A 20,095-nucleotide genomic window follows, 5' to 3' on the forward strand; every position below is an offset into this window, starting at 1 on the left:
AAATGCCCGATAAACGGGTCAGCGACATTGCATAATCCAAAGATAACCATCGATGCCGATCTCGTGCGCCGGCTGGTCGATGCGCAGTTCCCTGAATGGCGGCATCTGCCGGTCAGCCCGGTGGCTTTCGGCGGCTGGGACAACCGCACCTTCCATCTTGGCGACGAAATGACGGTCAGGCTGCCGAGCGCTGCCGCCTATTCGCTGCAGGTCGAGAAGGAGCATCGCTGGCTGCCAAGACTCGCGCCGCTCTTGCCTCTGCCCATTCCGACGCCGCTGGCCATGGGCGAGCCGGCCGAGGGCTATCCCTGGCATTGGTCGGTCTATCGCTGGATCGACGGCGAGACGGCCAGGAGTGCGCGCATCGACGATCTCAACGCCTTCGCAGTCTCGCTCGCCGATTTCCTCGTCGCGCTGCGAGGCATCGATGTGATGGATGGACCTGCACCCGGCCAGCACAATTTCCACCGTGGCGGGCCGCTGACGGTCTATGACGACGACGCAAGGCAGGCCATTGCCGCGCTTGAAGGCCGGATCGACACCCAAGCCGCAACCACCGTCTGGGAAGCAGCGCTTGCTGCCACTTGGTTTGGCTCCCCGGTCTGGTTCCATGGCGATGTCGCCTCGGGCAATCTGCTGGTCGAGGACGGCAGTTTGAGCGCCGTCATCGATTTCGACACCTCCGGCATCGGCGACCCATCCTGCGATCTTGCTATAAGCTGGACACTCTTCGAAGGCGAAAGCCGCGCAGCTTTTCGCACCCGTATTGATATCGATGACGCCACCTGGGCACGCGGCCGCGGTTGGGCGCTGTGGAGGGCGCTGATCACCGTCGCCGGCCACGACGCCATCCAGGCCGAGGCCGAAAGGCAGCGCCGCGTGATCGACGAGGTGCTTGCCGATCATCGGCGAGCATGATGTCGTCCGAAAGCCGCTTCTCACTTTTCGGCTTCATGCTCTAGAGTCTTCGCCACGCAAGGCGGCTTTGCCGCGACGCTCCATTTCGGCCGGCGATAGGTCTTCGTTCCATGTCAGCAACACCCAGACATGGCCGAACGGGTCTCGCACGCTGGCCGAATTCGCCCCGTAAAACATGTCCGTTGGCGGCTGAACCTGCTCGCATCCTGCCGCCACCGCACGGGCCAGAACCGTTGTATTGTCGTCCACCATCAGGTGCAGGCCCGCCGTGCACGCCCCGACCTGCCGTGGCTCGTCGTACAACTCACTGGTCGGATCGCCCAGCATCACAGTTGCATTGCAGATAGCAAGCTCGCTGTGCAGGATCCTTCCATCCGGCGCCGCGATGCGCAACATTTCCTCGGCGCCGAATGCCTCGGTGTAAAAGGCGACGGCTTTGGCCGCGCCTTGGACATAGATGTGCGGAACGACAGCGTTTAGGTAGCGGAAAGGTCGTAGTGCCATCGGCGGCTCGCTGATGCTGTTGTCGCCGCATTCGGTTTCGTGCGGTTATCGGATTCTGCGACAGACACCATCAGTTATAAACACGGGCCGCCTTTTTCCGGTTCCCGGAACGCCGCTGCACGAGGAACGTTGGCTCCAGATCAAAGTTGTTGTGCTGCTCTTGTCGGATCACCGGTCATGAGCATTGTCACAACAAGCCTTTAGCCCTGAGATCGGCCGCGAAGGTCGCCAGCGGCATGACCAGGGTTAGCGGTATAGCTGGGAGCGGCTCGGCGCCATATCCACGATACCAGTTAGCGGCGCGCTCGCTCTTGGCATCGATGATCAGCAGGAGGCCGCCGCCTTCGGCCGCAACCCGCAGGCAGCGCAAGGCCGCTGCGGCGAAGAGTTGGCCACCGAGCCCTTGTCCGGTCACGGTCAGATCGGTTGCAAGGCGGGCAAGCTTGAAACCGGACACTTCATGTCGGGCGAGCCCCTTGGTCAGGGTCGCTGGCACTTGCTCATGGGCAACGGCGGACGGAGCGATCGTATAGAAGCCAAGAACGCGGCTGGGGTTTGCGCCGTCGACAGCACAAAACGTTTTCGATGCGTTTTGCTCATGGCTCTGCCTGGCGAAGCGCCGCAGAAAATCGTTCATCTGCTCGTCGCCGCAGTCGAAGGACGCACGATCATGCGATTTCGAGATCGGCTCCTCGTGCCAACCTGGTAGGGTCATACGGTGTCAGGGAGCGCTGCGATGGCGGCCCGCAACCTCGCGTTGGGCTTAGGCGGATGCTCAAGCAAATCGAGAATACGTTTGAAATCGTGCTCGGAGACCTCAATTTTCTCGACCGCCTTGATCACGGCCTCAGCCTCGGGCAGCACCTTGTCGAGGATGAAATCAGTCATGTCCTTGTTCGACAGCGCCGCCGCGCGAGCTATCATCGCCTTTTGCGCCGGCCGTATGCGGATGTTGAAACGCTCGGATTTGTCGGTGGCTATTTTGGGCATGGGTATCTTCCTTCACGCCAAATATAGCGTACGCACATCATGCGTACAACTCTTCCCTCTCTTGATTTCGCCGCTCAACGGGTGAAAAGCTCGTCTCATGGAATGGCGCGACGAGGGAATCGTTCTCGGCACTCGCAGGCATGGCGAAACCAGCGCCATCCTCGAGGTGATGACGCGTGCGCATGGCCGCCATCTCGGCCTTGTACGGGGAGGGCGCTCGCGCAAGCAGCAGCCGGTGCTGCAGCCCGGCAACCGCGTCGACCTTTTGTGGCGGGCGCGGCTCGACGAGCATCTGGGCATCTTTCAGGCCGAGGCGATCGAGATGAACGCGGCCCGGCTGATGGACAGCGCGGTTGCCGTCTACGGCCTGCAGACCATGGCCGCGCATCTCAGGCTCCTGCCGGAGCGCGATGCCCATGGCGGCCTTTACGAGGCCCTTGCCGTGATGATCTCCCATCTCGGCGACGCCGATGCGGCGGGCGAGCTGGTGGCGCGCTTCGAGCTGCTTATCCTCGACGAATTGGGCTTCGGCCTCGATCTCAGCCAATGCGCGGCGACCGGCTCAAGGCAGGATCTCGCCTATGTCTCGCCGAAATCCGGACGTGCCGTTTCGCGAAGCGCCGGCGCACCCTGGCACGACAAGATGCTGGCGCTGCCCGCCTTCCTGCAGCGCGGCTCCGGCCTGCGCGCCGATGCGGCGTCGCTTGAGGACGCCTTCCGGCTGAGCGGCTTCTTCTTCACACGCCATGTCTACGAGCCGCGCGGCCTCGATCCGCCCGATGCCCGCGCCGGCTTTCTTGCTGCGCTGCGCCGGCACCATGCGGCGGTGAAGGCGATCGCCGGCGAGGCCGGATAGCGGAGGCAACCTCTTTAATCCGCGCCCCGCCGCTCCAGGAAATCATGGAGCATGGGGCGCTGGCCTTTGAGAATCTTGACGCCGGCTTCGGGCAGCGAGAACCAGCCGGCCTTGTCGACTTCGGGAAACGCTTTCATGATCCCCGATTTCGGGGGCCATTCCATGGTGAACACGTTGCTCCTGACGGCATTGGCATCGATGTCGGCCTCGACGCTCCACGCGATGACGATCTTGCCGCCCGGCTGCTTGTAGCTGCCGAGCGGCTGGAAATCGCCGTCGATGGCGACGCCGAGCTCCTCTTCGGCTTCCCGCTTGGCGGCCTCGAGCTCGTCCTCGTTGTCGCCGATCAGTCCCTTCGGGATTGACCATGCGCCTTCATCCTTCCTGGCCCAGAACGGTCCGCCCGGATGAATGAGCAGAAATTCGAACACAGCTGAGGCGCGCCGATGGATCAGCAGGCCGGCGCTTCGTTGCGGCATCGGTCACCTCACGGCATTTTCTTTGATCGCCCGAGAATAGCACGAGTATTTCATGGCCGCGCTCACAGACTCGCGCCAGCGGCGGCTCGGTACCGGACAAACCGGCAAGTTGCTGGCAATCGGCGACGAAACATGCTCGATCTTGCCAGTGCATGTCGCTCAAAAGTGCGCAGCGGTTTTGGGAGAACGACATGCACTAAAACAATGACTAAAGGCGCGCCGCCTGACTCCGTTTCGGCGCGACGCGCTTTTAGTCGGCAAGACGCTGATTTGCACCAGCCGTCTCATTGCCGCATTTATTGGCCACGACTGGCCTGGTTTTGAGGGAAACCGCCATGTTTTTCAGCCTGATCGCCATTGCCGCCGTCATTGCTCTTTTCGTCATCGTATCACGACAGCAGAACCGCATCGCGCTGGTCGAGCGCGAGCTCGGTATACTGCGCGGCCTGGTGCAATCTGGAGCTCCGCTGTCCGCGCCCAAGGCGGTGGACGCCGCGCAGGAAGATCTTCCCGAGGAGGCCAAGGCAGCGCCTGCCTCGCCGTTGGCGGATGGCCCGACCGTGGCCGAGGAGGTCGTCACGACGCCAGAGACCGCCGAAGGCGAGTCCGTGGCCGGACCCTGGACGAAGGGCAGGACGGCCCCCGCGGAATCCGCCGGGACGGCCGAACCGGCGCAACCCGCCACCGTGGTCGAGACGCCCGCAGCCGGATCGCCCGCGGTCCCCAGGGCAGCGCGCCAAACCGATGTCGAGACGGCGCTGGGCACGCGCTGGGCGGTCTGGGTCGGGGGTATCGCGCTGGCGCTGGGCGGTCTGTTCCTGATCCGCTACACCATCGAGGACGGTATATTCGGCCCCGGCGTGCGTCTCACCATGGCCGGCGTCCTCGGCCTGGCGCTGATTGCCGGCGCCGAATTCATCCGCCGCACCGGCTTCAAGGTGCCGGTGCGGGGCGCAACGGGCGCCTATATTCCATCGATCCTGACGGCGGCTGGCGCCTTCATCCTGTTCGGCACGGTCTACGCGGCGCACGGCATCTATGGCTTCATCGGCCCGGCGAGCGCCTTCGCGCTGCTTGGCGTCATCGGCGTCGCGACCATTGGCGCTTCGCTCCTGCATGGCCTGGCGCTGGCCGGCATCGGCCTCGTCGGCGCCATGGTCACACCGGCGCTGGTCGCCTCGGAAGCACCCAATCCCTGGGCGCTATTCGTCTATCTGGCGATCGTGCTTGCGGCGACCGCGGCGATCGCCCGCATTCGCGACTGGAGGACGCTGGTGGCCGCTGCTTTCGCCGGCGCCGGCATCTGGACCATTCTTTACATGGCAGACGCGCCGGACGTGAACCTCGCCGCCGTGCTGTTCATCAGCCTGGCGATGCTCGCCGTGCTTGCCTTCGTCTGGCTCGGCCCTTTCTTGGTCACCGGCCGCGACACCGCCGAACTTGGCTTCGACTGGCCATCGAGCGTGCCCGGCTTCTTCATCGCCCTGAGCGCGCTGGCCCTGTCCGTCGATCCGGCTTTTGCCAGCGCCGGCGATGCCTTGCACGGCGCGGTCCTTCTGGCCACGCTGGTCGCAGCGGCGCTCTACCGGCCGCGCGCGCTTCCGCTGGTCTTTGCCGCCGGTATTGCGGCCGTGCTGATCTATCTCGGCATCATCCCGCCCGCCACGATCGGCGCAAATGCGCTCGATGTTGGGCTCGACGCTCAGCCCTTGGCGTCGTCCGATGTCCTGACTTTCCGTATCGGCATCGCGCTTGGCCTGGTCTTCCTCGCCGCCGGCTTCTGGGCCGCGCGCCGCTTCGCCGCTGCCGCTCCATTACGCGCAGCCTGCTGGGCGGCCTGGGGCGTCATTGCACCGCTTGTGGTGCTTCTGGCGCTGTGGCTGACCTTTGGCGATATCGACCGCGACTTCGGCTATGCCCTGCCGGCCCTGTTGCTGGCGCTCGCCTTCGCCGCCGGCGGCGAATGGATCGCGCGCGCCGAGGAGCCGCCGCTGGCCGGCGGCCCGGCCGTGTCATTCGCGCTCGGCGGCGCCGCCGTCGCCGGCCTGTTGATGCTGCACATGGCCTTCGGCTCTGGCTGGACGACCGTGCTGCTTGCAGCCGCCGCGATCGTCCCGGCTCTGGCCACGCGCTGGCGCTCTTACCCCGTGCTGGGTTGGATCGCAGTCGGCGCGGCGGTCGCCGTGCTCGGCCGCGTCGCCTTTGATCCGACCATCGTCGGCGCGGCGCTTCTCTCCAGGACGCCGGTCTTCAACTGGCTGCTGCCGGGCTATGGCGTGCCGGCGCTCGCCTTCGGCTTCGCCGCCTGGCAGCTCGCACGCACCACCAACGGCCGGCCACGCCTTGCGATGGAGGCGGCGTCGGCGCTGTTCGCGCTGCTCGCCATTGCCATGCTGGTGCGCCACGCCATGCATGGTGGCGTCATCGACACCGGCACCGTGACGCTCGCTGAACAGGCGATCTACACGCTGATCGCGCTCGGCGCCGGCGCCATGTTGGTCGCCATCGACATGCGCTCGCCGAGCTCGGTTCTGCGCTATGGCTCGATGGTTGCCGGCGTGGTCTCGGCCGGTTTGATCGTGGTCCAGCATTTCGTCGTGCTGAACCCCCTGCTGACGGATGAGTCGACCGGTACGATCCCGGTCTTCAACCTGTTGTTCCTCGCCTACCTGCTGCCGGGGGTCGCCGCCGGGGCGCTGGCGCTGTATGTCCGCGACAAGCGTCCGCGGTGGTATGCGGCGATGCTGGCGCTGATCGCCGCGCTGCTTGCCTTCGCCTATGCCACGCTTTCGGTGCGTCGGCTGTTCAAGGGCGAGTTCATCGCCTTGTGGAGCGGGCTCGGCCAGCTCGAGACCTATACCTACTCCGCGCTCTGGCTGGCCATCGGCGTGGCGCTGCTCGCCGCCGGCGTCCGGCTGAAATCGCAGGTCCTGCGCATCGCGTCGGCGGCGCTGATCGCGGTCGCGGTGGTGAAGGTCTTCCTGTTCGACATGTCGGAGCTGGAAGGCGTGCTGCGCGCGCTGTCCTTCATCGGTCTGGGTGCCGTGCTGATCGGCATCGGCCTGTTCTACCAGCGGCTGCTGACCAGGGCGGCGAGGCAAGCGTAGTGCTTTGACTTGTTTGGATATTCAAAATGGAATATATGAATATCCAATAGGAGATATTCATGCCGCTCTACATTCGCGATGACGAGGTCGACGCACTGGCCGCAAAATTGCAGCGCGAGACCAATGCGTCCAGCAAGACCGAGGCTGTGCGGACCGCGCTTTTGCACGAACTGGAACGCCATCGCGCCAAGGTGCCGCTGCGCGATCGAATCGTCAGGCTTCAGGCGGAGGCGAAGAAGATCGGTCTGCCCAATCCCGATTTCGACATGAAGAAATTCACCGATGAGATGTGGGAAGATTGATGTTTGTCGACGCTTCGGTGCTCGTCGCCATTCTCAACCAGGAACCGGACTGGGAAGAATTGTCCAAACAACTCTCAGGAGCCGTCGACTTCCATGTCTCCGCGATGGTCCGTTTTGAAGCGACGCAGGCACTGGCGCGGGCCGGCGCGGGCTCTCGCAAGCCCACTGCCGAAGCCCTCCTGAAGGCTCGCGATCTGGTGGATCAGCTGATTTTGGAAATTGGTGGAGAAAATGTGCCGATCGGCGAGGAGATCGGTTCGCGCGCCATCGACGCCAGCGCTCGCTATGGCAAGGCCGTCGGTCATCAAGCCGATCTGAATTTCGGCGACTGCTTTGCCTATGCCTGCGCCAAGGTGCTCGATATTCCGCTGCTCTACAAAGGCAATGATTTCCTGCTGACGGATTTGAAATAATCGGCTTTCTCTCCAATTGGCGGGAATAAACCGCCCTCCGCCGGCGTTATTCATGCGCTTGGGTAACCGCAGCGGTTGGGCCGCTTCGCGCTGACTGCTTGCACCGCGCCGCAAAGGCGCGTTCTATCCGGATGGAAAGCGACCTCGAAACAAGCGGTCATGGACGACAAGAAGGCAGCGATCCTGAGCGAAATACCGCGGTTGCGGCGCTATGCGCGCTCGCTGCTGCGCGAGCGCGATTCCGCCGACGACCTGGTCCAGGATTGCCTGGAGCGGGCGCTTGTGCGGCTCGACAACTGGCAGACTGGAGAGAGCCCCCGGAGGTGGCTGTTTACGATCATGCATCACTTGTTCATCGACCAGATGCGCAAGGTTAACCGGCGCGGCGAGGCGGCGATGCTGCCTCTCGAAGCCGGTGAAGCCCAAGCCGCGCCCGCCGATCAGGTCGAGACCATCGCCTCGCGCGAGATCATCGATGCCTTGCAGGCGATCAGCCCCGATCGTCGCGCGGCATTGGTGATGGTTGCCATCGAGGGCTTTTCCTATGCTGAGGCCGCCAACATCCTTGGCGTGCCTGCCGGCACGCTGATGTCGCGCATCGCGCGTGGCCGCGAGGAATTGCGAGGATTGCTCGACGACACGTCGCGCCGCCGCTCGATTAGGATCGTCGAGAAATGACCCGCCGCGATTTTTCCGAACGCGATATCCATATGGCTCTCGACGGCGAACTGCCCGGCGAGGAGCGCATGGCTTATGATGCCTGGCTCGAGGCCAATCCCGAGATGAAGGCGAAGTCCGCGCGCTATATCGCCGACCGCGCCGCCATGCGCGCCGCTTTCGCGGGCGTGATGGACGAGCCGGTGCCGGCGAGGCTGCGGCAGGTCGTGCTCGGCGACGCGCCGGTGAAGGCGCCGGCCTGGCGCTCGCGCTGGTGGCTGTCGGCTGCCGCTGCCGCGATGCTCGCTGTCGGTGGGCTCGGCGGCTATGTCGCCGGCATCGACAGCATCGCCCGTGGTGGTGGCGACGACCAGCTCGCCGAGCAGGCGATCGCCGCCCATGTCATCTACGCCGCCGAGAAGCGCCATGCGGTCGAAGTCCCGGCGAGCGACAAGGATCATCTCCAGACCTGGCTGTCCAACCGTGTCGGGCTGAAGCTGGTCGCGCCCGATCTTGCGGCGGAAGGCTTCGATCTCGTCGGCGGCCGGCTGCTGCCTGCCGGCGGCCAGGGCAAGGCGGCGATGCTGCTTTATGAGGACGCCAAGGGCGAGCGCATCTCGCTCTACGTCACCGCCGAATCGTCGGAGACATCCAAGGGCACCTACACGGCTGAGACCGGCGGGCCGGAGGCTGTCTACTGGCTGGACAAGGGCTATGCCTGCGCTGTCGTCGGCTCGTTGCCGCCGGAACGCCTGTCGGACGTCGCAAAAAGCGCTTACGGCCAGCTGCTGGCCGGCATATCGAGCTGAATCGGCTGCGTTTTTCGTCGGCCGGCAGTTCCTTTGAACGGCAATTCTGTTCAAACGCTTAGCCCTTTGCCGCGGCCGCGGAAACTGTCACAATTCAGCCCTAATCAAGGAGCGATAGCGCTTGATGAATACTGGCGCTTCGGCCAGTATTCGCGACGCATCCACCGGGGCCGTTTCTTAAACAATCGAGGTTCTCCTTAGCCCGCATGCCTGCCGAGATCCGCAAGGCCCGCGCGTCAGACGTCGATGACCTCGCCGCCATCGAGAAGGCTGTTTTTCCGGGCGACAGGCTCTCGCGCCGTTCCTTCCGCCAGTTCATCGAACGCGACACCGCCGAGATGCTGGTGGCCGAAAACGAGGGCCGCGTCGCCGGCTATGCGGTGGTGCTGTTTCGCAAAGGCAGCGGCGTCGCGCGGCTTTATTCCATCGCCGTCGGACCCTTCTTCGGCCGCCTCGGCATCGGCCGGCTTCTGCTGGCGGCCGCCGAGGAAGCGGCCTTCGAGCATGACCGGCTGTTGCTGCGCCTCGAAGTGCGCGAGGACAATCAGCGCGCCATCCGTATCTACGAAGAGGCCGGCTATCGGAAATTGGGCCGCGAGCCCGACTATTACGAGGATGGCGCGACCGCGCTGCGCTATGAAAAGACGCTGCGCGGCGACACGCCGACCGCGACCAGGGTGCCGTTCTACCAGCAGACCTGCGAGTTCACCTGCGGCCCTTGCTGCCTGATGATGGCGATGGCCAATTTCGACAGTGGCTTCGTGCCAGACCCGGTCATGGAGATTCGCCTGTGGCGCGAGGCGACCACGGTCTTCATGATGTCCGGCCCTGGCGGCTGCGAGCCCTTCGGTCTGGCGGTCGCCGGCTACGAGAGCGGGCTCGGCGCCGAGATATTCGTATCCTTCTACGGTGCCCTGTTCCTGCAGTCGGTGAGGAGTGAGGAAAAGCGCCGGGTGATGGAGCTCGCCCAGGTCGATTTCCGCCGCCGTGCCGAGCTTTACGGTATCCCGGTCAATTACCGCCCGTTCGGCATCGGCGACATCCGTGACGCCCTGGCCGGGGGCAAGCTGGTGGTGGTGCTGGTCAGCGGCTTCCTGATGTTCGGCAAGAAGGTGCCGCATTGGGTGCTGGCCATCGGCGACGATGGCGACCATATCCTGATCCATGACCCGTGGGTCGAGGATGAGAGGCAGGAAACGATCCTCGACGCCGCGAACATTCCGGTGCCTTACGACATCTTCATGAACATGGCGCAGTTCGGTCGCGACGGCCTGCGCGCCGCCATCACTTTGGGAAAACGCTGAGACAATGACCTGGGTTATCCTCACAGGCAGGCAGAACGACATCGATCAGGTGGCCACACCCCACAAGATCATCACCAACCGCGACTATCTCGCGCATCCGGCGCTGTTCCGCGGCCAGCGGCCGAAGGTGATCAACCTGTCGAACAATTACGGCTATCAGAGCCGCGGCTACTATGCCTCGCTGCTGGCCGGCTCGCGCGGCCACAGGGTGATACCGACCGTCGAGACCATGATCGACCTTTCGGAGCGCAAGCTCTACGAGCACGCGCTGCCGGAGCTCGAGCTTGCCCTGAACAAATGCCGCAAGGATCTCGGCGGGGCGTTTCCGGCCAAGGTGGCGATCTTCTTCGGCATCGGTCCGTCGAAGATATGGGACCGTTTCGCCAAGCTGTTGTTCGACTGGTTCCGCGCGCCGGCGCTCGAGGTCCACATCAGGGACAGCGCCGAATGGGCCTCGATCCGCAAGATCGGCTTCCTGCCGCTTGCCCGCATGATGGAGGACGAGGAAGAGTTCTTCCTGCAGTGCCTGGACACCTACACAAACCGCGAATGGCGCGACACCAAGGGTCGCACGCCGGCGCGCTATACGTTCGCGACGCTGGTCGATCCGCATGAGGAACTGCCGCCGTCGGAAATCTCCTCGCTGCGCTACTGGGCGCGGATTGCCGAGAAGATGGGCGTCGAGGTCGAGCCGATCACCAGGAAGGACCTCGCCAAACTCGCCAATTACGACGCGCTGTTCATCCGCGAGACCACGTCGATCTCCAACCACACCTACCGCTTCGCGCGCCGCGCCCAGCAGGAAGGCATGCCGGTGATCGACGATCCGCTGTCGATGATCCGCTGCACCAACAAGGTCTATCTCAACGAGCTGATGACCTACAACAAAGTGCCGGTGCCGCCGACGGTGATGATCGCCGGCACCTCCGACTTCGAAGTGGCGGCGCAGACACTGGGCTTTCCGCTGGTGCTGAAGATCCCGGATTCGTCCTTCTCGCGCGGCGTCAAGAAATGCGAGAACATGACGGAGCTGACCAAGCTCGCGACCGAGTGGCTGGAAGATTCCGACCTGCTGATCGCGCAGAAGTTCATCCCCACCGAATATGACTGGCGCGTCGGCGTGCTCGGCGGCCAACCGCTGTTTGCCGTGCACTATCTGATGGCGAAGAAGCACTGGCAGATCGTCAATCACAAGGCCAGCGGCAAGCCCGACCAGGGCGGCATCAAGACGTTCACGCTGAAGCAGACGCCGCCGCACGTCGTCGAGACGGCGGTGCGGGCGGCAAAATGCATCGGCGACGGGCTCTATGGCGTCGACCTCAAGGAGACCAAGGACGGGGTTTTCGTCATCGAGGTCAACGACAATCCCAATCTCGACCATGGCTGGGAGGATTCGGGCGAGAAGGACGAGCTCTGGGTGCGGCTGACGCAGTGGTTCCTGGAGCGCCTGGAGAGACCGGAGAAGTAGCGGCGGGAGAAAGAGGAACTGGGGAACTGAGGAAGTGAGCAATTGAAGAATCGAAAAAAGAAGAATTGAAGAATTGAAAAATGGAGTGTCTGGCGGAACCATCATTCGAACCGAGGGAACAAGAATGCTGTTTTTCGTGATCGAGGACTTCCATGGCGCGGACCGCAAGGAAATCTATCGCCGCTTTCGCGATAAGGGCCGGCTGAAGCCGGATGAGCTCGTTGTCCACCACTCCTGGATCGCGGCCGATATGAGCCGCTGCTTCCTGTTGGTGGAGGCCGATGACGTCACGATCCTGCAACGCTGGGCCATCGAGTGGAACGACCTCGTCGAGTTCGAGATCATTCCAGTGGCGACGAGCAAGGACATGGTCGCGGCTCTGGCCGGGCACCTTTGAAAGTGGATTTCGGTCTCCCCGTCAAACGACCGCTATCGCGTCGACCTCGATCAGGTAGCCTGGGGACATCATCGCTACGCCAACAATCACATTCGCTGGCTTGTGATCTCCAAAAAGCGAAATCTGCGCGTCTTCGATGATCGGAACGTGCTCATCGCGGTTGTAGTCGACAACGTAGACCGTGATCTTGCAGACTTGGTCGGGTCGTGCACCCGCCGCGCCGAGCGCTCGGCCGAGATTGCCGAACGCCAGGCGCGCTTGCGCCGCAAAATCGCCATGCCCGACGAGCTTGCCGTGTATGTCCTCGGGCTGCTGACCCGAGATGAACACCAGCTTGGATCCCGTTGCGACGACAACCTGCGTGTACATCTCCGGAACCGGCAGATCAGCTGGATTGATGAGTTCGAGCGACATTGAAAAATCTCCTACTTCGTTCGGCTGAAAAGCGAGGCGGGCGACGACGGAAATGGGTGCTCCGTCACCGTAATTCCCTAAACGAGTTCTCGGATGATTGGGTACCGAGCGCTGGTGATTTGACCGCGCGCATACATTCCCCGATCAGCCATTTCCGGAACGCGGCCACGACGTCGCGCCTTGCGCTGCGTTCGGGGATCGTCAGGCAGTAGGGCTGGCGCAGTTCCAAGGGTTGCGCGGCGACCCGCACCAGCTTGCCATCCTCCAGCGCCTGGGCGCAATAGATGCCCTGCGCCAGGGCCACGCCTAGCCCTGAAATGGCAAGGTCGAGTGCTGCTCGCGACGAGTTCGCGGAGAGACCGCGTTGTGCCGCACGGCCCGGCTCGCTTCCCGCCGCTTCGAACCAGTTGCGCCAGGACGGAAAGGACGCGCCGGTCGGTCCCCAGTCGGTATGGATCAGCGGCAGGCCGGCAAGGCGTTCGGATCCGGTCGCCCCGCCCAGCGTCGGCGCGCAGACGGGATAGACGGCGTCCTTGACGATCTCCTCCGTCGGATGCTCGCGGTAGTGCGGACCGTAGGTGAGGCGGATGTCGATCAATTCATGATCGAACGGCACCGGATCGTCATCGCCTCTGAGCGATATGTCGGCGGCGCCATGCCCGGCGACAAAGCCGGCGAGCCGCTCCGAAAGCCAGCCCATCGCCATAGAAGGCGGCACCGAAACGACGAGCTTCGGCCGAAACGCATCGCCGCCGACATCGCGCGCGACACTGCCGATTTCCCGGAAGGCCATGCTGAGCCTCGGCAGCATCTCCACCCCGGCCTCGGTCAGCACGGCCCGCCGGTTGACCCGGTGGAACAGCTTGCGTCCCATCTGCTCCTCGACGGTGCGGATAAGCTGGCTGACGGCCGCGGCCGAAATCGACAACTCCTCCGCCGCGGCCGCAAAGCTGCCCGTCCGCGCCGCCGCTTCGAAGGCCTGAAGTCCGCGCAAGGAGGGAAGGGCGACCATGGCAATCCAAAAAAGATAAGGTGAGCTTATCTATTTCGCAGAAATCCTCGTTTTTCGAAAGGTTTCTTTTTGGGTATCGTAGCCTCATGAACGCAATCGACCACGACGCAGCCGTCGACCATCGCTCCGTGATAGCCTCGCTAACGAATGAGGAGCGCAGCCGGCTGACCGGCAAATCGGATGGGCCGGGCCTTGTCCAGTTCGCGCTCCATCTCGGCGCGATCGTCGTCCTTGGCGCGCTGATCGCGGCCAAGGTACCGTTCTGGCCGGTCCTCATGCTGCCGCACGGCATTCTGATCGTCTTCCTGTTCACGCTGCTGCATGAAACGGTGCACAGGACGGCGTTCGAAACGCAGTGGTTGAACGATACCGTCGCGCGCTTCTGCAGCCTGGCGATCGCGCTGCCGGCCGACTGGTTCCGCTATTTCCATTTCGCCCATCACCGCTTCACCCAGGATCCCGAAAACGATCCGGAGCTGGCTTTCCCGAAGCCCGAGACGGTGCGGCAATACATCGTCCACGTCTCCGGCCTGCCGGTGTGGTGGGGGCATTTCAAGACGCTCTACACCAATGCGATGGGGCGCTGCCGCGACAGCTATGTGCCGCCCAAAGGGCTGCCGAAAGTGAAAGCCGAGGCGCGGGCGATGATCGCCTTCTATGTCGTCCTGCTGGCGCTGGCGGTCTGGTTCAAGGCGTCGGTGCTGCTCTATGTCTGGATCGTGCCGGCGCTGCTCGGCCAGCCGTTCCTGAGGCTTTATCTGCTGGCCGAGCACGGCCGCTGTCCCTTCGTCGCCAACATGTTGGAAAACACCAGGACCACTCTGACAAACTGGTTCGTGCGCAAGCTCGCCTGGAACATGCCCTACCATGCCGAGCACCACGCCTATCCCGGCGTGCCGTTCCACCAACTGCCTGAATTTCATCGGCTGATCGAGCCGCACCTCAAAGTGGTCGAACCCGGCTATGTCAGCTTCCACGCGAAATATGTCGGGACGCTGCGCTAAGGCGACCGACGCGGGAGAGAGTCAGCGGATATCAGCCTGATTGGCGCAGCAGCGCCTGCGAGCGCAGCAGCCGGCTGATGTCGGCCGCCTTGGTCGGCACGCCGATCAGAAAACCTTGCGCTTCGCCGCAACCGGCTTTGCGAAGCATGTCGAGTTGCGCTTCGGTCTCCACGCCCTCGGCGGTAACGATGATGCCGAGCTCCGCGCCGAGCCCGATCACCGTGCGTACAATCGCCGCCGTGTCGCGCTTGTCGAGGTCGCGGATGAAGGAGCGGTCGATCTTGATCTTGTCGACGGGGAAGCGCCGGAGATAGCCGAGCGAGGAATAGCCGGTGCCGAAATCATCGAGCGCGATGCGCACGCCGAGGCCGCGCAACTGGCTCAGCGTCTTCAGCACCGCGTCGCTTTCGTCCATCATCACCGTTTCAGTGATTTCGAGCTCCAGGCGGTGGGCCGGCAGGCCGGAAAAGGCAAGCGCCGAGATCACGCTGCGGGCGAAGCCGCCGCTCTTGATCTGCGCCGCCGAGACATTGACGGCCATGCGCATGTCCCGCGGCCAATTGGCGGCAACGTTGCACGCTTTGCGCAGCGCCCAGTCGCCGAGCTGCACGATCAATCCGGTCTCCTCGGCGGCGGCGATGAAGTTTTCCGGCGATACCAGGCCGCGCGACGGCGAGCGCCAGCGCATCAGGGCTTCCGCGCCGACGATTCTGCCGGAGCCGATATCGAGGATGGGCTGGAAATCCAGCTCGAATTCCCGCTTGGAGAGTGCTGCTTCGAGATCGGCCTCGAGCGCCCGGCGCTCCCGCATCAGCGCATCCATGCCCGGCTCGAAGAAGCGATAAACGTTGCGCCCTTCGCTCTTGCCCCGGTAGAGCGCCATGTCGGCGTTGGTGAGCAGCGTGTCGGCGTCGTGTCCGTCGCCGGGATAGAGCGCGATGCCGAGGCTCACGCCCACATGCATTTCGCGCCCCTTGTCGCGATAGGGCTTGCCGACGATCTCGACGATGCGCTTGGCGAGCTTTTCGGCGTCGGCAGCGTTCTTGATGCCCGACTGGATGATGGCGAACTCGTCGCCGCCGAAGCGCGCCACCACATCCTTGCTGCTGCGCACGGCGTGCTGCAGCCGCTTGGCGACGCATTTCAGCAGCCAGTCTCCGGCCGGGTGGCCGAATGTGTCGTTGACGGCCTTGAAGCGGTCGAGGTCGAGCGAGAGGATCGCCAGCGGCTTGGCCTTGGCCTTGGCCTCGCCGAGCGCCTGATCCAGCTTTTCGCGAAACATTGAGCGGTTGGGCAGGTTCGTCAACGTGTCGTGATGCGCAAGATGCATCATGCGCTCTTCGGCGCGCCGGCGCTCTGTAACATCCTCGAACGTCGCCACCCAGCCGCCGCCCCGCATCGTCTGGCGCACGACCAGGACCGTCCTGCCGTCGGTAAGCTGGCGATACGTCGAATGCATTTTTGTCGCCTTCAGGCTGGCCTCCGCCTTGGCGACCTCGCTGTCGACGTCAAGCTCGGTGTAGATGTCAAGTTCCAGCAGTCGCTCGAGCGCATCGCGATGGGTGGTCCCGAGCGGGAAATCCGCTGCGGTGATGTTAAAGAGCTCCAGAAAACGCTTGTTGCGCACGATCATCCTGCCGTTGGCGTTGTACATCAGCAGGCCTTGCGACATGTTGGCCAAAGCAGCGTCGAAGCGGCGGTATTGCTCTTTCAACTCGGCTTCGGCCCGCCGCTGCTCCGTCACATCCTCGTAGATTGACACCCAGCCGCCAACGGCGATCGGCCGGTGCGAAATGACGATGATGCGTCCGTCCGACAGAATTTCCTCGTAGGTCGAAGACTTGGCGCCGTCGATGTAAGGCTTGCGGATGGCATAAAGCTCGCCGGCGCTCTGCGCGGCGATACCGATATCGACGCTGTGCTGCAGGATGTCGAAGAAGCGTATGCCGGGCTTCACCACTTTGGCGTCCAGGCGGAAGATGTCGATGTAGTTGTGGTTGCAGATGATCATCCGCTCATCGGCGTCGAACATGCACAGACCATGTGACATGTTCTCGACGGCCGCCGCGAAGCGCTCGTTCTGGGCGCGAAGTTCTTCGGCTATTCGTCGGACCGGGCCAGTACTGGCCGCTCTTCGCTTGCCGGCGACAGAACCAGTCTTGACATGAGCGCCAGGCATGAGCACGCCTTCGGACCGTGACCGAACGCAATACTGTCCTGCTCGCCGGTTAATTTAGCGTTCTTTAAGGGGTGGAATTCACCGCGAGCGAAGACTGGCGCCTGGTTTCCAGCGTCTCGAAACGCCTGAGAAAAGCTGTTTGCGCCCAGGTCACGGATTTTGGCGTGAAGTCGAAGCGGTCGGCGGAAAAGCCGCGCGGCCGGCCGAAATACTCGGTCGCCTCCGCCGTCGAGAAGCCGGCCAGCAGCGTGGCCTCGTAATAGGCGGCGATCTGGTCGGCGCGCTTGATGTCCTTGCGCAAAGCCGCGTTAAGCTCCGCCGGCAGCGAGAAACGCAGATGGATGGCGCGCTGCAAGCGCAACTCGCAGTCCTTATAGGAGCCGCCCATCACCGATTTGAACGGCGAGATCATGTCGCCGATGACATATTCCGGCGCATCGTGCAGCAGCGCGGCGAGCCGCGCCTCGGCAGTGGCCTCAGGCGCCAGTTCGCCATAAAGCGCTTCGACCAGCAGCGAATGCTGCGCGACGGAAAAGGCATGGTCGCCGCTGGTCTGGCCGTTCCAGCGGGCGACGCGGGCAAGGCCGTGCGCGATGTCGGCGATCTCGATATCGAGCGGCGAGGGATCGAGCAGGTCGAGCCGCCGGCCGGACAGCATGCGTTGCCAGGCGCGCGGCGGCGCTCCGGCCCGGTCGGCCGCCATCAGGCCTCCTCCGCGCTGACCGCACCTTCAGGGAAGGTGAATTTCGCCCAGGCGGGGATGGCAAGTGTCACAGGGACGTCGCCCGCGATGATCGCCTCACCGGCATCTACCGCCACCTTGACGCGATCGATGCGGGCAATCGCAAGACCGGTTTGGCCGCCGACAGACCCGAGCGCGCCCACCGGCCGGCCGGCGACGGTGAGCTCGGTACCGGCAGCGGGGAGGGGGCGATCGGCCGACGCGATCAGCACGCGACGTCGCGCGGTGCCGCGATGCTGCATGCGCGAAACCACTTCCTGACCGATATAGCAGCCCTTCTTGAAACCGACGCCGCCGGTTTCGTCGAGCAGAACGTCATGCGGGAAGGCGTCGCCGAGCTGGTAGTCGGAACCGCTCTCCGCAATGCCGTGGCCGACGCGCAGCGCCAGCCAGGCGCCAGGATCGCCGCTGTCCCTTGCCTCGCCTCCATAGGTGCGCCTGACAGTGATATTGCGGAAGCGCGCATCGGCGAGCGCCGTTGAATCAGAAACTGAGGCGGTTGAATCATCACCCCATGCGACCGTGACAAGCACCTGATCCTGCTTGGCAATATCGGCCTTCGCCCGTAGCCGGTAAAGCATCAGCCGGCGCACGAAATCGTCGGCGATGTCGGCCTGGCTTTCCAGTTGGAAGCCGTTGTCGCCGGCGCGCGAGATCAGGAAATCGAACAGGATCTTGCCCTGCGGCGAAAGCAGCGCGCCGGGCTTTGCCTCGCCGGGCTTCAGCGTATCGAGATCGGTGGTGAGAATGTTCTGCAGGAAATGCTCGGCATCGGGGCCTGACACGGAAACGAGCGCGCGGTCTTTGAGACGGGCAAAGGGCATGGGCGTAAAATCGGCCTGATCTTGCAAAATGGTCGGCCATTACGTAAGCCGGCCACACTCCCCCCGCAAGAGACTGGACCTGTCCATGGCGACCACCTTCGACCTCATCCTGACAGGCGGCACGGTGGTCAACCATGACGGCGAGGGCCGGCGCGATATCGGCGTGAGGGCCGGCCGCATCGCGCGGATCGGCGATCTCGGCCAGGCTTCGGCCGGCGAAACCATCGACTGCGCGGGCCTGCACATCCTGCCGGGCGTCGTCGACAGCCAGGTGCATTTCCGCGAGCCGGGACTGGAGCACAAGGAGGACCTGGAGACCGGCTCCCGCGCCGCGGTGCTGGGCGGCGTCACCGCCGTCTTCGAAATGCCCAACACCAATCCGCTCACCACCAGCGAGGCCGCGCTGGCCGACAAGGTGCGGCGCGCCACGAACCGCATGCATTGCGACTTCGCCTTCTGGGTCGGCGGCACGCGCGACAATGCTCGTGATGTCGGCGAACTGGAACGGCTGCCGGGAGCGGCCGGCATAAAAGTGTTCATGGGCTCGTCCACCGGTGATCTTCTGGTCGAGGACGACGAAGGCGTCGCTTCGATCCTGCGCAACACCCGCCGCCGCTCCGCCTTTCATTCCGAGGACGAGTTCCGCCTGCGCGAACGGCTCGGCGAGCGCGTCGAGGGAGATCCGTCGTCGCATCCCGTCTGGCGCGACGAAATCGCCGCGCTGCGCTGCACGGAGCGGCTGGTGCGCATCGCCAGGCAGATACGCGCGCGCATCCATGTGCTGCACATCTCGACGGCCGAGGAGATCGTCTTCCTCGAACAGCACAAGGATGTCGCGACCTGCGAGGCGACGCCGCATCACCTGACGCTGACGGCTGACGACTACGCCAGACTGGGCACGCTGATCCAGATGAATCCGCCGGTGCGCGCCGCCCGCCACCGCGACGGCGTCTGGCACGGCATTTCCCAGGGCATCGTCGATGTTCTTGGCTCCGACCACGCGCCGCACACGCTGGTTGAGAAGGCAAAGACCTATCCGGCGTCGCCGTCGGGCATGACAGGGGTGCAGACCCTGGTGCCGATCATGCTGGACCACGTCAATGCGGGCCGGCTCACTTTGCAGCGCTTCGTCGACCTTTCCAGTCATGGTCCGCAGCGCATTTTCGGCATGGCCAGGAAAGGCCGCATCGCCGCCGGCTACGATGCCGATTTCACGGTCGTCGACCTGAAGCGGCGCGAGACCATCACCAACGCACAGGCAGGTTCCAAGGCCGGCTGGACGCCCTATGACGGCAAAGAGGTCACCGGCTGGCCGATCGGTACCATCGTGCGCGGCACGCGTGTCATGTGGGAAGGCGAGATTGTGACGCCCGGCCAGGGCAGGGCGGTGGAGTTTTCCGAGGCGCTGCCGGCCTAGCCCTGTCAAGAATTGGATTTGTTAAGCGCTCTGCATTATCTTGAATGCACTATGACCGCGAATATTGCGCCGATCATTCCTGCGGAGTTTCCTGAGCTCCAGGCGCTCGTCTGGAACCGCGATGTCGCGCGTCCTATCCCCGCTGAAGAGGCCTTTGCGCTTTACGAACGCAACTGGCGCTTTGTCGACCAAAAGCGCCTTACGGCGCGTGAGAAGCTGCTTATCATGAAATTGGCCGACGAATTCGGCCACGGCACCCTTCTGACCACATCGTGATGACCCATCTTGTTGTCCTCGAT

Annotated in this window: 22 protein-coding genes; 13 read left to right on the forward strand and 9 right to left on the reverse strand. The window is 63.8% G+C overall.

The genetic code is table 11. From position 1 onward, the window contains the following. The first annotated feature begins 27 nt into the window (after positions 1–27). Positions 28–918: an aminoglycoside phosphotransferase family protein gene (locus LB565_RS27195; protein WP_224589177.1), complete on the forward strand. Its 891-nt coding sequence runs from the start codon at positions 28–30 to the stop codon at positions 916–918. Between the two features lie 33 nt (positions 919–951). Here LB565_RS27195 and LB565_RS27200 read toward each other — a convergent pair whose 3' ends face one another. The 3 genes from LB565_RS27200 to LB565_RS27210 all read right to left on the reverse strand — a co-directional run bounded on the left by LB565_RS27200 (position 952) and on the right by LB565_RS27210 (position 2,412). Further along, entirely contained in the window at positions 952–1,422 is a 471-nt protein-coding gene (locus tag LB565_RS27200) for a VOC family protein (RefSeq protein WP_224589178.1), read from the reverse strand. A gap of 187 nt (positions 1,423–1,609) precedes the next feature. Beyond that, positions 1,610–2,137 carry a GNAT family N-acetyltransferase gene (locus LB565_RS27205; RefSeq protein WP_224589179.1) on the reverse strand — a complete coding sequence of 176 codons (528 nt, stop codon included), beginning with the start codon at positions 2,135–2,137 and terminating at the stop codon, positions 1,610–1,612. Beyond that, positions 2,134–2,412, reverse strand: coding sequence for a DUF1778 domain-containing protein (locus tag LB565_RS27210; protein ID WP_224589180.1), 279 nt, complete (start codon positions 2,410–2,412; stop codon positions 2,134–2,136). Before LB565_RS27210 ends, LB565_RS27205 begins: the two co-directional genes overlap by 4 nt. 97 nt (positions 2,413–2,509) lie before the next feature. Here LB565_RS27210 and recO point away from each other — a divergent pair, with 97 nt between their 5' ends. Continuing rightward, a complete protein-coding gene (recO, locus tag LB565_RS27215) occupies positions 2,510–3,268 on the forward strand; it encodes a DNA repair protein RecO (protein WP_224589181.1) in 759 nt (252 codons plus the stop codon). Positions 3,269–3,282: 14 nt separating this feature from the next. Here recO and LB565_RS27220 read toward each other — a convergent pair whose 3' ends face one another. After that, positions 3,283–3,747: an NUDIX domain-containing protein gene (locus LB565_RS27220; protein WP_224589182.1), complete on the reverse strand. Its 465-nt coding sequence runs from the start codon at positions 3,745–3,747 to the stop codon at positions 3,283–3,285. Between the two features lie 335 nt (positions 3,748–4,082). Between LB565_RS27220 and LB565_RS27225 the strand changes: the two genes are divergently transcribed. From LB565_RS27225 to LB565_RS27260, 8 genes are all read left to right on the forward strand, one after another. Next, complete coding sequence (locus LB565_RS27225; protein WP_224589183.1) at positions 4,083–6,854, forward strand: DUF2339 domain-containing protein; 2,772 nt, start codon at positions 4,083–4,085, stop codon at positions 6,852–6,854. A 59-nt stretch (positions 6,855–6,913) separates the two neighbouring features. Next, complete coding sequence (locus LB565_RS27230; protein WP_224589184.1) at positions 6,914–7,156, forward strand: type II toxin-antitoxin system VapB family antitoxin; 243 nt, start codon at positions 6,914–6,916, stop codon at positions 7,154–7,156. Further along, complete coding sequence (locus tag LB565_RS27235; RefSeq protein ID WP_224589185.1) at positions 7,156–7,569, forward strand: type II toxin-antitoxin system VapC family toxin; 414 nt, start codon at positions 7,156–7,158, stop codon at positions 7,567–7,569. Before LB565_RS27230 ends, LB565_RS27235 begins: the two co-directional genes overlap by 1 nt. A gap of 159 nt (positions 7,570–7,728) precedes the next feature. Then, the gene (locus LB565_RS27240; RefSeq protein ID WP_224589186.1) at positions 7,729–8,247 is read left to right on the forward strand and encodes an RNA polymerase sigma factor; all 519 of its coding nucleotides are present in this window, start codon (positions 7,729–7,731) and stop codon (positions 8,245–8,247) included. After that, positions 8,244–9,035, forward strand: a complete 792-nt coding sequence (locus tag LB565_RS27245; protein ID WP_224589187.1) for an anti-sigma factor family protein — start codon at positions 8,244–8,246, stop codon at positions 9,033–9,035. Before LB565_RS27240 ends, LB565_RS27245 begins: the two co-directional genes overlap by 4 nt. 206 nt (positions 9,036–9,241) lie before the next feature. Further along, positions 9,242–10,339 (forward strand): GNAT family N-acetyltransferase/peptidase C39 family protein, encoded by a 1,098-nt coding sequence (locus LB565_RS27250; RefSeq protein ID WP_224589188.1) that lies wholly within the window; start codon positions 9,242–9,244, stop codon positions 10,337–10,339. Between the two features lie 4 nt (positions 10,340–10,343). Further along, positions 10,344–11,807: a RimK family protein gene (locus tag LB565_RS27255; protein ID WP_224589189.1), complete on the forward strand. Its 1,464-nt coding sequence runs from the start codon at positions 10,344–10,346 to the stop codon at positions 11,805–11,807. A 124-nt stretch (positions 11,808–11,931) separates the two neighbouring features. Next, positions 11,932–12,204 carry a DUF3303 domain-containing protein gene (locus LB565_RS27260; RefSeq protein WP_224589190.1) on the forward strand — a complete coding sequence of 91 codons (273 nt, stop codon included), beginning with the start codon at positions 11,932–11,934 and terminating at the stop codon, positions 12,202–12,204. A 21-nt stretch (positions 12,205–12,225) separates the two neighbouring features. Here the strand turns inward: LB565_RS27260 and LB565_RS27265 are convergent, their stop codons facing one another. Further along, the gene (locus LB565_RS27265) at positions 12,226–12,618 is read right to left on the reverse strand and encodes a RidA family protein (protein WP_224589191.1); all 393 of its coding nucleotides are present in this window, start codon (positions 12,616–12,618) and stop codon (positions 12,226–12,228) included. Between the two features lie 64 nt (positions 12,619–12,682). Beyond that, on the reverse strand, positions 12,683–13,630 hold the full coding sequence (locus tag LB565_RS27270; RefSeq protein WP_224589192.1) for a LysR substrate-binding domain-containing protein: 948 nt from the start codon (positions 13,628–13,630) through the stop codon (positions 12,683–12,685). A gap of 86 nt (positions 13,631–13,716) precedes the next feature. On the opposite strand from LB565_RS27270, the gene LB565_RS27275 reads away from it, so the two are divergent. Further along, positions 13,717–14,634 (forward strand): fatty acid desaturase family protein, encoded by a 918-nt coding sequence (locus LB565_RS27275; protein WP_224589193.1) that lies wholly within the window; start codon positions 13,717–13,719, stop codon positions 14,632–14,634. Positions 14,635–14,665: 31 nt separating this feature from the next. Here LB565_RS27275 and LB565_RS27280 read toward each other — a convergent pair whose 3' ends face one another. The 3 genes from LB565_RS27280 to LB565_RS27290 form a co-directional block, all read right to left on the reverse strand. Then, a complete protein-coding gene (locus LB565_RS27280; RefSeq protein ID WP_263488670.1) occupies positions 14,666–16,684 on the reverse strand; it encodes a putative bifunctional diguanylate cyclase/phosphodiesterase in 2,019 nt (672 codons plus the stop codon). A 193-nt stretch (positions 16,685–16,877) separates the two neighbouring features. Further along, entirely contained in the window at positions 16,878–17,516 is a 639-nt protein-coding gene (locus LB565_RS27285) for a YfbR-like 5'-deoxynucleotidase (protein WP_224589195.1), read from the reverse strand. Continuing rightward, positions 17,516–18,379: a YgfZ/GcvT domain-containing protein gene (locus tag LB565_RS27290; RefSeq protein WP_224589196.1), complete on the reverse strand. Its 864-nt coding sequence runs from the start codon at positions 18,377–18,379 to the stop codon at positions 17,516–17,518. Before LB565_RS27290 ends, LB565_RS27285 begins: the two co-directional genes overlap by 1 nt. A gap of 85 nt (positions 18,380–18,464) precedes the next feature. Here LB565_RS27290 and LB565_RS27295 point away from each other — a divergent pair, with 85 nt between their 5' ends. Further along, positions 18,465–19,796 (forward strand): dihydroorotase, encoded by a 1,332-nt coding sequence (locus tag LB565_RS27295; RefSeq protein WP_224589197.1) that lies wholly within the window; start codon positions 18,465–18,467, stop codon positions 19,794–19,796. 51 nt (positions 19,797–19,847) lie between these two features. Then, the gene (locus LB565_RS27300; protein ID WP_224589198.1) at positions 19,848–20,072 is read left to right on the forward strand and encodes a hypothetical protein; all 225 of its coding nucleotides are present in this window, start codon (positions 19,848–19,850) and stop codon (positions 20,070–20,072) included. Positions 20,073–20,095 lie beyond the last annotated feature (23 nt).

It is taken from the genome of Mesorhizobium sp. CA14, assembly GCF_020165195.1.
Lineage (GTDB): Bacteria > Pseudomonadota > Alphaproteobacteria > Rhizobiales > Rhizobiaceae > Mesorhizobium.